General features: G+C 41.9%; 17 protein-coding genes. 12 read left to right on the top strand and 5 right to left on the bottom strand.

Going from position 1 to position 14,792, the window contains the following annotated elements; genetic code table 11:
* Positions 1-23 precede the first annotated feature (23 nt).
* The 3 genes from F8R90_RS24315 to F8R90_RS24305 all read left to right on the top strand — a co-directional run bounded on the left by F8R90_RS24315 (position 24) and on the right by F8R90_RS24305 (position 3,047).
* Positions 24-728 carry a hypothetical protein gene (locus F8R90_RS24315; protein WP_196512825.1) on the top strand — a complete coding sequence of 235 codons (705 nt, stop codon included), beginning with the start codon at positions 24-26 and terminating at the stop codon, positions 726-728.
* Positions 725-2,356 carry a TrbI/VirB10 family protein gene (locus F8R90_RS24310; protein WP_196512824.1) on the top strand — a complete coding sequence of 544 codons (1,632 nt, stop codon included), beginning with the start codon at positions 725-727 and terminating at the stop codon, positions 2,354-2,356. Before F8R90_RS24315 ends, F8R90_RS24310 begins: the two co-directional genes overlap by 4 nt.
* A 118-nt stretch (positions 2,357-2,474) precedes the next feature.
* Complete coding sequence (locus F8R90_RS24305) at positions 2,475-3,047, top strand: hypothetical protein (RefSeq protein WP_190890905.1); 573 nt, start codon at positions 2,475-2,477, stop codon at positions 3,045-3,047.
* A gap of 253 nt (positions 3,048-3,300) precedes the next feature.
* On the opposite strand, the gene F8R90_RS24300 is transcribed toward F8R90_RS24305, so the two are convergent.
* Entirely contained in the window at positions 3,301-3,531 is a 231-nt protein-coding gene (locus F8R90_RS24300; RefSeq protein WP_196512823.1) for a hypothetical protein, read from the bottom strand.
* A 194-nt stretch (positions 3,532-3,725) separates the two neighbouring features.
* On the opposite strand from F8R90_RS24300, the gene F8R90_RS24295 reads away from it, so the two are divergent.
* Together F8R90_RS24295 and F8R90_RS24290 are read left to right on the top strand one after the other, a co-directional pair.
* Positions 3,726-3,965: a hypothetical protein gene (locus tag F8R90_RS24295; protein WP_196512822.1), complete on the top strand. Its 240-nt coding sequence runs from the start codon at positions 3,726-3,728 to the stop codon at positions 3,963-3,965.
* 63 nt (positions 3,966-4,028) lie between these two features.
* Positions 4,029-4,286, top strand: a complete 258-nt coding sequence (locus F8R90_RS24290) for a hypothetical protein (RefSeq protein ID WP_196512821.1) — start codon at positions 4,029-4,031, stop codon at positions 4,284-4,286.
* Positions 4,287-4,339: 53 nt separating this feature from the next.
* Here F8R90_RS24290 and plsY read toward each other — a convergent pair whose 3' ends face one another.
* From plsY to F8R90_RS24270, 4 genes are all read right to left on the bottom strand, one after another.
* Complete coding sequence (plsY, locus tag F8R90_RS24285) at positions 4,340-5,020, bottom strand: glycerol-3-phosphate 1-O-acyltransferase PlsY (protein WP_196512820.1); 681 nt, start codon at positions 5,018-5,020, stop codon at positions 4,340-4,342.
* Positions 5,021-5,104: 84 nt separating this feature from the next.
* Positions 5,105-6,379 (bottom strand): DUF3086 domain-containing protein, encoded by a 1,275-nt coding sequence (locus tag F8R90_RS24280; protein ID WP_196512819.1) that lies wholly within the window; start codon positions 6,377-6,379, stop codon positions 5,105-5,107.
* Between the two features lie 137 nt (positions 6,380-6,516).
* Positions 6,517-6,933 (bottom strand): DUF3119 family protein, encoded by a 417-nt coding sequence (locus F8R90_RS24275; RefSeq protein WP_190890895.1) that lies wholly within the window; start codon positions 6,931-6,933, stop codon positions 6,517-6,519.
* A gap of 116 nt (positions 6,934-7,049) precedes the next feature.
* Positions 7,050-7,844 carry an MlaE family lipid ABC transporter permease subunit gene (locus tag F8R90_RS24270; protein WP_190890893.1) on the bottom strand — a complete coding sequence of 265 codons (795 nt, stop codon included), beginning with the start codon at positions 7,842-7,844 and terminating at the stop codon, positions 7,050-7,052.
* Between the two features lie 447 nt (positions 7,845-8,291).
* Here F8R90_RS24270 and F8R90_RS24265 point away from each other — a divergent pair, with 447 nt between their 5' ends.
* From F8R90_RS24265 to F8R90_RS24235, 7 genes are all read left to right on the top strand, one after another.
* A complete protein-coding gene (locus F8R90_RS24265) occupies positions 8,292-8,588 on the top strand; it encodes a hypothetical protein (RefSeq protein ID WP_190890891.1) in 297 nt (98 codons plus the stop codon).
* Between the two features lie 545 nt (positions 8,589-9,133).
* Positions 9,134-9,955, top strand: a complete 822-nt coding sequence (sppA, locus tag F8R90_RS24260) for a signal peptide peptidase SppA (protein WP_196512818.1) — start codon at positions 9,134-9,136, stop codon at positions 9,953-9,955.
* A 201-nt stretch (positions 9,956-10,156) separates the two neighbouring features.
* A complete protein-coding gene (gene aroH, locus F8R90_RS24255) occupies positions 10,157-10,570 on the top strand; it encodes a chorismate mutase (protein ID WP_196512817.1) in 414 nt (137 codons plus the stop codon).
* A 71-nt stretch (positions 10,571-10,641) separates the two neighbouring features.
* Positions 10,642-11,196: an opioid growth factor receptor-related protein gene (locus F8R90_RS24250; RefSeq protein ID WP_230966775.1), complete on the top strand. Its 555-nt coding sequence runs from the start codon at positions 10,642-10,644 to the stop codon at positions 11,194-11,196.
* A 302-nt stretch (positions 11,197-11,498) separates the two neighbouring features.
* Positions 11,499-12,479, top strand: coding sequence for an ABC transporter substrate-binding protein (locus tag F8R90_RS24245; protein ID WP_196512816.1), 981 nt, complete (start codon positions 11,499-11,501; stop codon positions 12,477-12,479).
* 9 nt (positions 12,480-12,488) lie between these two features.
* Complete coding sequence (locus F8R90_RS24240) at positions 12,489-14,276, top strand: diguanylate cyclase domain-containing protein (protein ID WP_196512815.1); 1,788 nt, start codon at positions 12,489-12,491, stop codon at positions 14,274-14,276.
* A gap of 204 nt (positions 14,277-14,480) precedes the next feature.
* Positions 14,481-14,792: IS5 family transposase (locus F8R90_RS24235; protein WP_196508892.1), on the top strand; the 312-nt coding region annotated here is incomplete at its 3' end.

Raw genomic sequence — 14,792 nt, 5'->3', positions numbered from 1 at the left:
TCTATATAATTAATAAAATATTAATGCAGTTACTTAAACCAGAAAATAAGAAAAATAACCCCTTACCACTGTTGGCAGTAGGAACATTTGGTTTAAATGTGTTTACCTTACTGTTATTGATATTTCATGGGTCTATGCTACAACAGTTAGGTCGGCAACTCACACCTCAAAGTTTAGTCCAACTTGTTGATGGTCGTGTTATAACCGTAGACCCCCAGCAAAATTTAGAGCGACAACCAGAAACTATTCGGCGCTTTGTTGGTGAAAGTATGAGCTTAATGCTTACATGGTCACCGCAGCAACCGCCAACAACAGTCTGGGAAATTAGTTCCCAACTGGTAGCTGAGGATTTTCAGCCAAAACTTAAGTCACAACTGATTAACTTAAATCCAGATAGTCAATTTGAAAATGTTAATAGAGGAACTGAAAATGTATTAGTCATACAAAAAGTTTCACAACCTACAAAAGTAGGCGACGGAAAGTGGAAAGTGGAGATGCTTGCCAATCAATTAGTTTTTAGCGGTTATGATAAGTTGGGAAAATCAATTTCGTTTAATAAACAAATTTTAGTTAGAACAATAGATGAACCAGCAACTTCACTACCAAATGCAGCACTCCCATCGCACTTCGCAGCTTACCGCCTTGGTGAAGCCAGGTTAGAAATTTATAATGTCTGTGAAATCCAAGATAAAAATTGTTCTGGAAATCCAAACCAAGGTCTACCATGACTCGATATTCAATTCCCACAGAAACTCCTCCACAAAATCTATTGACTCTAACTACCGACGATCGCCAACAAGATGTAGAATCTTTTGATTGGGAATCGCGGATGGCAAGGTTGGTCGGCTTTGAAGAAGAATCTTCTTCTACCGATACCCAAGCATCAGAAGACTCTGCAACACCGCAGGAGTCGCTATCTCTTCCACAAGAAGTTCAGACTAAGCAACCCCTATCATCTAACCCCTTTGCAAAATTAGGCTTGGTAGGGGCTGCTACCTTAGCCATAGTTTTGGTTGGTGGTGTGTTTTTGTCTCAGTTGATGAACACCAGCAGTCAAAAGCCAAAAAATATTGTTTCTGAGCAAGTGCGATCGCAGCCAATTAATCAATCTAGCTCTCAACAGCTAGAAGGTGAAATAGATACTCTAAAAACGAAATTAGCCCTAACAGAACAAGCAGAGTTGGTGAAAGCCGCCCAACAAAAGCTCAGAATTGCAAAATCAACACCGACAGTAGCCGTACAACCAGAACCGTCAGTTTCTTCTAGAGGTAGACAGAGAGTGATACCAACAACACCCCCACCAACAGCTTACGTGCCTCGAACAGTTACAGTTGAGCGCATCGTTAAAGTTCCTGCTTCTCAACCTTTGCCAATAGCCCAGCTACCAGTTGTGAAGCCAGACACTCAACCCGTAGTCAGTACAACTCCACCACCTCCACCAAGTCCACTTGAAGAGTGGGCAAGGTTAGCAAAGCTAGGTAGCTACGGTCAAGTCAATGTCGATGATAAAGCTAATACCGTGGCAGGTAGTTATCCACCTCCAAGCGATACCCAGGTGCAACAACAAACACCAAACCCCAATCCTGAACAAACACCAAACCCCAATCCTGAACAAACCCCGCAACCTGAAACTCCTGCCCCTGCGGTCAATCAAGTGCAACAGCAGGGAGAGAAATCCGTAGCAGTAGGAACTAGTGCCAAAGCTGTGTTGGCAACAGCGATATTTGGGGAAACTTCTAGAGGAAAGAATGGCGAAGGAGACGAAGAGAAAAACATATTTGTTATCCGGTTGAAAGAACCGCTAAAATCTACGGATGGTGAGATCGCTGTACCTGCGAACACCGAATTTCTCACTGAAATTCGTTCACTTTCCGAACAAGGTCTTTTGCAGATGAGCGTAGTTAAAGTTATCTCGCAAAATGATGGCAACCTTACAGAACGAAGCTTACCCAACAATACAATTCTTGTTCGCGCTTCCCAAGGTAAACCTTTAATAGCAAATAGATTTCCTGGTCAAAGTTCGTCAATAGCATCAATGGATGCAGGACTATTTGTTTTGGGAGGTATTAGTAAAGCCGCAGAGTTAATAAATCGTAGTGATACTGAACTCCAACCACTTACTTCACAAACTACCGTTGACGGCAATACCAGTAGCAGCACAACTCTTACTACTGTCACCAAGAACAGACGCAACCTTGCAGCCGGGATTGTGGAAGGTGGTTTGAACTCTGTAGTACCCCAAATTGCCCAACGTAATCAACAGGCGATCGCCCAAATGTCACAACAAACTAATGTTTGGTTTTTGCCAGCAGGCACAAATATTGAAATATACGTTAATCAAGCAATGCAGTTTTAGGAGATAGTATTTACACCAATTTTGGATTTTTGATTGAGTAATGGTAATTGGTAACTAGTTTTCTCGCCATTTTTTGCATCTCCCCTTGTTTTCTCTACCAATCTCCCCATTTGCAACCATGAAAAAGAATACTAACTTGTCAGGAAATACCCCAGATAATTATTATTTCCTACCGATAGCTTCCTTTGTTTTCTCGGTTGCTATGTTGTTTTTGGCAGGTCGCGCTGTAGCTAATAACGCCGTTCTGCGTTCCATGTTTTCCTGCCAAGCGCAAGGCTTAGGGGGGCTAATACCTACGATCAATGTTTCCTATCAGCAAGGAACAAACTTAAGCTTTATTCAGGCTGGAGAAGTAATTAAAAAAGTTTGGTTAAACGATCCATCACAAGTAACTATGGATTTTGATGGGCCAGTATGTATGCAGTTTGGCCCAAAACCTAATACTAGTACAGGAGATTGCAAAAACTCAGCAGCCAATGTAATTCAACTCAGACGAATTCAAAAACTGAATATTCCTGGACTTCCTAACACTAGCAATACACTTTTAACAGTTGTTACAGAAGGGCAAGGTAAGAACAAGTTGTATACTTTCCGAGTGATATATGGAACAGATAACCCCGGATATCACACTTTAGCAATTTTTCCCGATCCTTCTGGACAAGAAGCGTCTTGTGTAATACGTTCAAAATAAACTTCTATAGCAATCCGAATTGAAACTTGAGAAAATACGGTAAGAAAAATTACGGATTTATAAGCATGACAGCGATTTTGTCTCTCACGAATGATTTAGGATTGCTATAGTCAAAGTACTCAATAGTAAAAACGACTGAAGGTTGATTCCACAAAAAGCGCTGATTGACGTATGTCTGCATTGTGGTTTTTCAAAAGCCTTGTTCTAATTCCCTTCTTGTGAAGGCTACGGTATACACACAAGTCCTAAAAACCTAGCTTGATAAGGCTTGACTCGTTCCCAGTCGGAGACTGGGAATGCATTCATTGAGTCTCTGACTCAATGTCTGACTTGAGGCGGCAGCCCCTAATAACCCATTCCCATGCTCTGCATGGGAACAAGAGAAATCCACCTTTTTCGCCTGGAAACTAGCTCTGGGTCTACTTGTGTGTACACCGTAGCCTTGTGAAGGAGAGTTGGAGAGGATGATAATGTCTGACAGCAATTTTCTTTCTTTATAGACCACAGGCAGGGAATGGGGAGTGTTGTATTTCAATCAATTGAAAAACCGCCATAACTTAACTGTATTGGCTTACTCAGGCATTTTTAGCTTACATCTTTATAAATCTTCAGATAAAAACTGACCACAAATTCCAAATCTGTGTAAATATAAAGAAAAGCTTAAGAGGTTACAGACTCATGGTCACTGCCAAAATGATGCAACAGCTTTGGGCTGTAATCGAGTCTACCCAGGTCAACACCCTGCTCCAATTTGACGATGCTGCTTTAGTACAATTGCTCCTCCAGCAGTTAAAAGCGAAGCAGGGGCTTGATGCCCAGGCAGATAGCACGCTTAATACTTATATAAAATCTAAACTACCCCTCATTCGTGATACGGCCGAAGGTAGATTATCCTTCGGGCAAGGCGGCAATCATTAGCACGATAAATCAAATGATTGTTCATTGTCAAGTATACGCTCAGAGTTCAAACAGTTGAATATTATGAATAACTGGCTAGTAATTGCCCTAGTAGCTTATCTAATTGGAGCAGCGATTGAAGGGGTGAGTACAGCCAGTCAGCTATCTCATTCAGTGCCAGAATTAGCTAAAAGCACAGAAGCTCATCCTTCAGAGTCTGCTAGTGGGACTAGTTCGACTTGGCGAGTTGTGGCCGCCATCGCCTCAGTAAGTATTTGTGGAGCTTTTTTGTGGCCTTGCCGCCTTTTCCACCGTTTAATGAAAGGCAAAGTTAGTTCGTAAGCTTAACCCCGGCTGAAGCAGAGGGGGAAAAATATCTATTTGCAGTTAGTCAATTATGCCGTTTGTTCTGGTTCCGTCGCTACATTTTGACCAATTTTTGGCTCAGTACCAGCAAACAGCCGTTCAATATTAGTGCGATGACGCAAAATCACATATAATCCACCAGCAATGCCAAACAGAATATAGGGTAACGGTTGATGTAAAAGTACCATGAAAATGGGAACAGCGATCGCACCTGCAATTGAACTCAAAGAGACAATCCGCGATATTGCCACGACGACAGCAAACACACCGACTGTTGCTAAACCTACCTGCCAACTCATGGCCAACAAAATCCCTAAGCTGATAGCAACAGATTTCCCACCGGTAAAGCCCAAAAAAATCGATTTACTGTGTCCCAGAATGGCAGCTAACCCAGATATTGTTACTAGCCACGGTTGCCAAAGTTGTGCATCTACCGTTGGTGGGATATAATTTTGAGTCTGGTCAAAATTGAATAACCAGTAAACTAGAGCGATCGCTAATACTCCCTTTAAAGAATCAAGTACTAAAACGAATGCTCCTGGCCCTTTCCCCAAGGTTCTTAGTACATTAGTTGCTCCAGTGGAACCTGAACCAACTTCCCGAATATCAATACCTTTTAACTGCTTTACAGCGATGTACCCAGTGGGAAAAGAACCCAGTAGGTAAGCTATAACCGCAATTGCGCCGCACAGAGTTAACCAAATAGCCATAATGCAATTCAAAATTCAAAATTTAAAAAAGTCAAGAGTAATACCTCTTGACCAATGACCAATGACTAATGACCAATGACTCATTTAAAAGTCATCATCATAGTTTCTCACGGTTTTGGGGTCAGGAGCGAAGGCTAACCACAAGGGAAATTGCAGCAGTGACAGACTGATTTGCTCCTCTGAATCGTCAATGATAATTAAGGGCAATTGATTGGCTTTGGTCAATCGCTCTGCTTTCTGAGCCAGAGCATCAGATGCCTCAAATAATACCACGCCTCGGTCTGGGCCGAAATCTGGGCGGCCGATTCCCAGACAGTCTTGCAAGCCGCGCCGCCATTCACCCAATCGCTCCGGTGTATTAGCTAAGACTAAAGTACGGACGCGATCGCCATACAGCTTGTGTAATATCGAAATTGCAGCTGAGGCAATCAAAATATTCTGTAAGCGGCTACCCATTGTCCGCAAACCACCCCGTCCCCCTTGGGTAAAAAACCAGTTAGAGACTCGTTCCGCGTGGATTGGTTCAAAAGTACGGCGTAGTTGCCACGCTGGCCCGTAATAATCTGGTTTATTCCGGTATTGGTCAATTAGGCGGCGAATTTGCTTTGTAGTATCTTGAAACTGCTGTTGGGCAAATTGCGGTATTCCAGGTTGGGTTTCAACTGGTTTAACCTCTTTTACAGATGGTTTTTCTCGTTCCACCACAGTTGGCGTCAGTTGCAACTGTTCAGCGGCAACGGCCAAATCCTGTAAGCTACCCGTGAGATAGTCTTTAAAACCCTGCACCCGAATTGCCAAGTCTTGGGATGTACCAGCAAAAGTGGTTCGCATCTCGTTGCGGATACGTTCTTGACGGCGTTCTAGTTGTTCTACAGAAATTTGCAGGGTTTGTTTGCGTTGTTCTAACTGCACTAGCGACTCTTGCACAAGTCGTCCCAGTGAGGTTTGAGTTTCACTCACTTGTGCCTGAAGGTTTTTGTAAGAAGCTTGCAGCTTGGCTATTTCTTCCTTAAGAGCAGCTTCAGCGCTCTGCAACTCTGCCACTCGCTGCTCTGCTTCTGCATATAATGAATGATTACCTGTTCCTATTTCTGACCCCAGTGCGACGTTTTCCGCTTCCGACTGCGCTACAAAATCGCCATTTGAATTTTCTGTTAGCTCTACTGTAGAATCTACCACTTCTGCATTGGAAATGAGTGGCTCAATACTTGTGTAGTTTTCTGATGAGCTAATGGCTCCTGTTTCTACCACTGACTCAACAGATGGATTGACTGGATGTTCAACTGCATTGTTCTGTTCTTGTTTTTCTGCCAACCGCTCATCAATTGGTTCTGGGGTTTGAGATGCCTCTGGGTTCATAAACAATAGTGTAATTCCTATGACGCGAATAAATAGCTTTCAGAAATATTACAACTGACCTGCCATAAAATTCTTGAGTTACGAGTGCTGAGTTATGAGTTTAGATCAAAATGACTCAGCACAGATGGAACTCAGCACTAAATACGCGGACAACGTTGTTCCAAGCAACTTTTCAAGGTGTTGGGGTCAAATAAAATTGGCAAAAAGTGAATACTTTTAATTTCTTTAAAGTAAAACAGTATGGGGACTCCATTCCAGAAGATCCGCCAGTTTTGCCATTCCTGGTAGGGAAAGCGCCGAATCAATTTTTCGCCTCTGTAAATATCTAAGTCGGTGGCGGTAAATTGCAAACGCAGCGTTAATGCCTGAAACATGAGAAACAAACCAAACAGTGTGAAAACGGAGCCTACCCACGGTTGTACCAACAGTAGTGGAATAGCGGCAATCACCAACACTATAGGTATATTGTAACTAGGCTTGAGTTCCACAGTTGATGTGGAGTTAGGAGCAAATGAACTGGTCACAGTCTTAAATCCTGCTTTATTAGTAGGCATCTCTCCTATTTTAGGAGTCAGGAGTTATGAGTTATAAGTTATAAGTTAAAACTCCTCACTTATAATCCGGAACCGGAGACGCTCCGCCCCCGCTTTTTACTCCTAAATCATCAGTTTTAGAAGCCTAAGAAGGCATTGCCAGTCCCCTGAAACATTAACCAAGAAAGGAAGAAGTTGCTAACAAATATAATCAGCAAGGCAGTCACAACAGCAGTTGTGGTTGACTGTCCTACACCTTTGGCTCCTCCTGTTGTCGTTAACCCCCAACTGCAACCAATTACGGCAATTAAAATGCCAAAGCAACACGCCTTAATCATGGCGCTAACAATATCCCAGATACCAAGAAAGTTACGGGCTGAGTCTAGAAATACCGTATCAGACAGGTTGTAGATATTTGTCGCAATTATTAATCCCCCGAACATCCCTGTTACCAAAGACAGGAGGGTTAAAATTGGTAGCATTAAACAGCAAGCAAGGACGCGGGGAATAACCAGGTAATCGATAGGATCTGTTCTTAACATCAACATGGCATCGATTTGCTCTGTGACCCGCATGGTACCGATTTCGGCTGCAAAAGCAGAACCGACTCGCCCCGCCAAAATCACTGCTGTCAACACGGGAGAGAGTTCTCGTGTCAAAGCTACAGAAAGCACTCCGCCGATAATGTTTCCTGCGCCAAAGTTGATAAATTCCCGCGCCACTTGAATGGTAAACACCGCACCAACGAAAATAGCCGTCAAGAGGGCAATAAATAGGGAATCTGGCCCAACTGCTGCCATTTGTTCTAAGGTGTTGCGCCGATGGATTTTGCCCCTCAATAGGTGAACTAGTACTTGCCCACCCAGAAAAATCGCTGCCAGCAGTCGCTGACTCCATTCTCCTAAACTGGATTTGGATGTAGTCTGGTTCAATGTTCTGTAGCTAACTCGGTAACTGCCTTAAGAATAGCGGAAGTCATTGGGATAGGGAATGGGGAATGAGGAATGGGGCATTGGGCAGAAGAGAAAGATTTGCTGTAACCTTTCTCCCCTGCTACTTTGCCCCTCATCTCGCCCACTTCCAATGACGCTGAATATTAACTTAGATTAAAGATGCTCTCAGAAAATGAAGCTGTTATTAAACGTGCTGTAAACCAATAAGGAGGTGCTAATCTAGGCTATAACCTTTATTTTGCAAGGGTTTTGTAGATGAAAATTCTTTCTGATATCACCTGCATGTGCTGTAACTGGTAGTTGTTTATTTTAATGAAAACTTAAGATTTTTGACAGATTGGTTGGTCAGGAGCGATCGCACGTATTGTAGAAATTGACAAACTGCTATCCAGCTATTGTCATCTCTACTCACGGAGTTTGTCCTAAATGACTATTTTTACTAACTTTCTCCGCTCTTTACTACTTACAATCATTTTTAGTTTTGTCGCTCCCATATTCCTAGTTGGTGGCGGACTGCTCCTTCTATCCCTCATCGGTCACTTCCCTGGTTTACAAGAGTTACCTGAGGCGATCGCTACTCAGATTATCCATTTTCTCGCCACCTTTGGCAGCGGGACTCCCCTGCGTGGATTATTTGTGATTAGCTTGACCTGTAGTTTCGTAGGGGCACTGTTTGATATGTACGCTTATTATCGGTGTCAAATTTTACGAATAGATTCATAACTAGTGGAAATAGCTTCCTCAGGTTTTCTATAGGCTGCACAAGAGAAGAAAAAGTAATATTTCCAAAAGCGAAAGTACTACTGGTCTTAACCTAAATAAAGATTAGTATTGCGGAATGGATTTTTATTAACTAAATTGATGACCGAAGTTATCGATTAAATACTTAATTATAAATTAGTTATTAGTTATTAATGACTGACAACTAGCGCAGGTGTATTACTGTAATCAAGCAATCCTAAAAAACCCAAAAAGGTTAAATATCAAGGCTTTTAGAATTTTGAATTATCCAAAACAGCTAAAATAATCTGTGCTAAATCATCACGTTGGGCGCTAGACTAGATTTTGGCATTTTGTGTTGGGTGCAATATTCAAGGGATTGATTAGTATCCATTGAGAATATCAAAAAAAACTCTCTGTAAAATATAAAAATTTCCTTAAAATCCTGATTAGCACCATGCCTGCTCATGTTTCTTAACAGAGCAAAGCAGGTCGTCTGACCGCTGGGCATCTTATATTAAGTTTATTACGAGGTATGTTGACAGATCATGGTTTGGCCGTTTAAGCCCAAGTTTAGAAAACAAATTGCGCGGATTGAAATTACTGGTGCGATCGCGGGTGCTACTCGCAAACGCGTCCTAGAAGCCCTGAAAACTGTAGAAGAAAAAAAGTTTCCGGCATTACTGCTACGGATCGATAGCCCTGGCGGTACAGTCGGAGATTCCCAAGAAATCTACAGCGCTCTGAAGCGTCTGCGCGAAAAAATTAAAATCGTCGCTAGCTTTGGCAATATATCGGCTTCTGGAGGCGTCTACATCGGCATGGGAGCCGAACACATCGTAGCTAACCCAGGAACAATTACGGGTAGTATTGGTGTGATTCTGCGTGGGAATAACTTGGAACGCTTGCTAGAAAAAATTGGTGTTTCCTTTCAGGTAATTAAGTCTGGCCCTTACAAAGACATATTGTCTTTCGATCGGCAACTGACTCAACCAGAAGAAAGCATTCTGCAAGAGTTGATTGACACAAGTTATCAGCAGTTCGTCCAAACAGTAGCTGATGGTCGTTCTTTAACAGTAGAAGCTGTGAAAAGTTTCGCCGATGGCCGGATTTTTACTGGACAGCAAGCCCTGGAATTAGGTGTTGTAGATCGCCTGGGCACAGAAGAAGATGCCCGCCGCTGGACAGCCGAACTAGTCGGACTTGATCCAGAAAAAACTCTCTGCTATACCCTAGAAGAACGTAAACCCTTATTGAGTCGCCTTCTACCAGGGAGTCGTCAGTTTTCATCAGGAATTGGGGCTGGTATTGATTGGCTCGAATTTGAAATGTCTACTAGTGGTTTACCGTTGTGGTTATATCGACCTTAATATGAGTTAGGAGGAGCCAGTGCGGTCTTCTCCCTTGGCGCTAGCCTCTCCCTTTGGGAGAAGGGGAGACGCTCAAAGCGATGGGGTTTCCCCAAGTGGAGCAACTGGCGTTTAGGAGTGAGGAGTTAGGAGTTAATAACTCTCAATTTCTTACTCTTAACTCCTAATTCCTAACTTTTATGTTTTAAGGAGGATTTGGGCGTGGAGTGGCAAATGCGGGCTATTCGCGGGGCAACAACCGTTTCAGAAAATACTGTTGAGGCAATGCGAGAGGTAGTGACAGAACTACTAGATGAACTAGAGAACCGGAATCAATTCCAGCCGACGGACATGATTAGTGTGACTTTCTCAGTTACACGCGATTTGGATGCTATTTTTCCAGCTGCGATCGCCAGAGCGCGTCCTGGTTGGGATAATGTAGCAATGTTAGATGTGCAGCAAATGCACGTTGAAGGCAGCTTACAGCGCTGCATTCGCTTCTTAATCCACGCCTATCTACCAGTCTCCGCCTCAATTCATCATATTTATTTACGCAACGCTGCTAGCTTGCGTCCCGACTGGTGTTTGCCCCAGTCTTTACAAGCATCACAGCCAGTAGTTAAGTCAAAAGTGTAAATTATTTAAAAAAATTCATGTAAAAAACTACAAAATTAGCTACTGTTGTTGATTTGTGAAGGTAGTTTGCAATGAATCATGAAAAACAACTCACTGCAATGCTTGTTCCGTTCTACTTAGGGGAGGAGCAAAGAGATTCAGAAGGTCGCATGATTCAAGATATTTGGACTTGGAATTTTGAAGAATTAGAGTGCGTCCACAATTACATTCAGTGGTTGTTCCCTTTACCTGAGCGAAGTGCATTCAATCATGATGCACCCATTGTTGATGAGGAAGTAATTCAAGCATTTCAAAGCAACCCACACTTACGTCGAAATTTGCTGCACTCCTTCACTGTCATGCTTCAGTTTTATGGATTGCAACGCCACAAGAATAATGACGGAAAAATATTTGTCAGCCAGTCAGAAGACTATCCAAATCGAAAACGCGAATGGGTCTGTATATTTGACCACAATTATCTTCGGATAACTCGCATCTTAAAGTGTTTAATGACATTTGGATTGGAGAATGAAGCCCAAGCATTTTATGAGTGTTTGCGGCAAATATACCGTGAAAATAGTGATCAGATTGGAGGTGAAACATTTCAGTATTGGACAATTGCAGTCAAACCTAATGCGACAAGGTAACGAAACATCTGGGGATTTATTATATATGCTGAAAATAATTCTTCAAATTTGGAATATACAGAATAAAAATACTTAATATTTTACAATCTAATTTGTATGTCTCAATAAGAAATTAATCAATTCTATAAGGCTGTTTTAGAAGCAAGCACTAATTTTGTTATAGAATTAATTATAAAAAATCCTAAAATACAAACTTCTTCAATTTAATATTTAACAAAACTCGCCCGTAAAATTGAATTTGGACAAATAGTTGATTTAGTTGAATATTTGATTGACAATTATTAAAAAATCTCAAGTATTCTATGTTTAAAATAGTCAGATATATTAGTATTTTTTTCATTACTGCCTGTTTGCTATTTGCTTGTCATGCTTGGGCACCGACCGAATTAAAACGCCCTCCCTTGAAAGTGATATTTGGATCTTTTATTGGGGAGTATCCAGGCATCATTGCTCAAGAAAAAGGATTTTTCAAAGCCCAAAGAGTAGATGTAGAACTAATTTATAAACTATCTCCCCAATTGGAACGAGCAAATTTCAGTGCGGGTAAGTATGATGGTATGACATTGGCCTTGGGAAGTTTTATAATCTTGAGTGCCGCAAATCCAGATATACAAGGCGTGATTGTTATAGATGAATCAACAGGAGCAGATGTAGTAGTCGCCCAATCACAAATTAAAACCGTTGCTGAATTGAAAGGGAAAAAGCTGGGTGCAAATCTAGGCGGTTTTAGCGAAGTTTTTGTGACTGAAATGTTGAAAACTGCTAACTTAACCAGCGATGATGTGAACTTAGTTAAATTAGAGGCTTTAGAAATTCCTCAACACCTGACAAATAATGTTATTCAAGCTGGACATACTTGGGAACCTCATGTTTCTAAAGCTATGAAATTAGGGGGACATATCCTATTTACCAGCAAACAAACCCCTGACTTGATTTTAGATATCATTGTTTTTCGTGGTGAGACAATCCGCGATCGCCCCGAAGACATTCGTGGATTTGTGCGGGGATGGCTGGAAGCTGCAAGCTACTGGAAAGAAAATGTTCAGGAAGGAAACGCGATCGTCAGCAAAGCATTAAAAATTCCTAGCAATACAATCGCTCTGGATGGAGTAAACCTAACTGATTTAGGTGAAAATAAAAAATTATTTCAATCTAGCAACCCTAACTCCATCTACAAAACTGCCAAGATATATGCAGACTTTTTTATTCGTTCTGGAAACGTGACGCGCATTCCTGAGCTAAAAAGTTTGTTCAATTCTTCCTTCTTGAACCCTCCGTCCTAGTTTAAAGCCATGCAGCACAATCTTTTGGGCAGCATCCGTACAAGGTTGATCGCTTCGTTTCTCATTGTTGCTTTGATTCCTTTGCTGTTATTGGCATTTATCAACAAACAGACAACTGAAAAAGCGCTAACTGACAACGCGAAACAAGCGCTATCTGCGGCGGCTAACGAAACCGCTAACAGAATAGATGCCTTTATTGATGGAAATCTCAATGCCGTGCGCGTAGAGGCGATTTTACCAGGTTTGGCACGCTATCTCAGCCTCACTCCAAAACAGCGAGATGACAGTCCCGAAATGCAATTAGCGATAGAAACATTAATCCGTCTCAGTCGCAAAGATATGCTCAATGTTCTTTCATACGCTTTGCTCGATTTAAACGGGAAAAATGTATTGGATACACATACATCGAATATTGGCAAAGATGAATCAGTTCAAGATTATTTTAAAAACCCACCGCAAACTGAGTTATCCTTTGTTTCTAGCATGAAGCAATCGCCGACAATTCCTGACCTTGTTACCCTCTTTTTTAGCAGTCCGGTTCGCAATGCCAAGGGTGATATATTGGGTGTGTTGCGTGTTTCATACAATGCTACTGTTGTCCAACAGTTAGTAACTCGACAAACTGAACGAGCCGGGGCAAAATCATTTGCTATTCTTTTAGATGAAAATAATATTTATCTGGCACATAGCACTGCACCAAATCTACTTTTTAAATCAATTGTGCCTCTGCCTTTGGATGTTGTAACTCAACTGCAACGTGAAGGACGTTTGCCTAATTATCCTGTCAAAGAATTGGTAACTAATGAGTCAAAACTTAAGCAAGCATTGGATCAGAAACAGTCAGATTTAATTGCATCTTTAAAAGCAACAGGTAATCAGGTTAATCTGATTGCGATCGCTCGTTTAAAATATAAACCTTGGTCTGTGTTGTTCGCACAGCCCCTTGCTGTTGCCCTAGCACCTGTAGAAAAGCAAATTCGTGACGCAATGTTTCTATTTGCAATTATTGCTTCAGTAGTGACAATCATCGCTTTTGCCATTGGACAACTGCTAACAAAACCAATAATTTACCTTACGAATATAGTTTTCCAATTTACCGCAGGTAACTTAGATATCCGCGCCAAAATTAGCTCAAAAGACGAAATAGGTCAACTGGCAAAATCATTTAACAACATGGCACTTCAGTTACAAACATCTTTAGAAACTTTAGAACAACGGGTACAGGAGAGAACAGCAGAGTTAGTAATTGCTAAAGAAAAAGTAGAATATGCAAATCAGAAACTAGAACAACTGGTAAATCTAGATGGTTTGACTCAGGTGGCTAACCGTCGCTGCTTTGATGGACGACTACAAGCAGAATGGAAACGCCTTGCACAAGAACAACAACGCCTGTCACTGATTTTATTGGATGTTGATAAATTCAAATCTTACAACGACTACTATGGTCATCTTGGAGGCGATCATTGTCTAATCATAATAGCGCAAACAGTGCAACAGACAGTTCATCGTCCTGCTGATCTAGTAGCGCGTTACGGAGGAGAAGAATTTTCGGTACTCCTTCCTAATACTGACTTAGTAGGAGCGATCAAAGTGGCACAAAGGATTCAACAAGCAATTCACGATCAGGCCATTCCCCATGCACAGTCTGATATAAAGGATATCGTCACACTTAGTTTCGGTATTGCTTCTGTCATACCTACTTGCGACATCAAGCCAAATACACTCATCGCTTCAGCCGATAAAGCACTGTACAAGGCTAAAGAAAAGGGGCGCGATCGCTATTGTACGTTTGGCTGATTTACTTCCAATTGATACCCAGTGTTAGCAGTGTTCTAGCAGCGATCGCTCCACGTGTAATTATTGAAATCAAAGATTTTTGACGCGTTGGCGCAGCCCAACCTAAGCATCGCTTCATACAACAACTCTATTCTTTGTTAGGGCGTGTCATCAATTAGGTAAACTAAAATCAGTGATGCTTGGGATAAGCCAAATAGAGTTCTAATGACTCGACGTTATGCGCTACGAGATGACCAGTGGGAGAAGATCAAAGACTTACTACCTGGACGAAGAGGATATGTGGGTGTGACAGCCAAAGATAATAGGTTGTTTGTAGAAGCAGTGCTGTACCGTTATCGGGGAGGGATAGCCTGGAGAGACCTCCCAGAGCGATTTGGAGATTTCCGAGTGATTCATACTCGTTTTAGCCGATGGTCAAAAACGGGGGTTTGGGAAGGAGTGTTTCAGCGCTTGGCAGATGATGCTGATAATGAATATGCGATGATTGACTCCACGATTGTCCGTGCCCATCAGCAT

This window comes from Nostoc sp. NZL, assembly GCF_015714705.1.
Lineage (GTDB): Bacteria > Cyanobacteriota > Cyanobacteriia > Cyanobacteriales > Nostocaceae > Nostoc > Nostoc foliaceum_A.
Note: the sequence above shows the minus strand (reverse complement) of the source record. Positions and strands in the feature narration are given on the sequence as shown.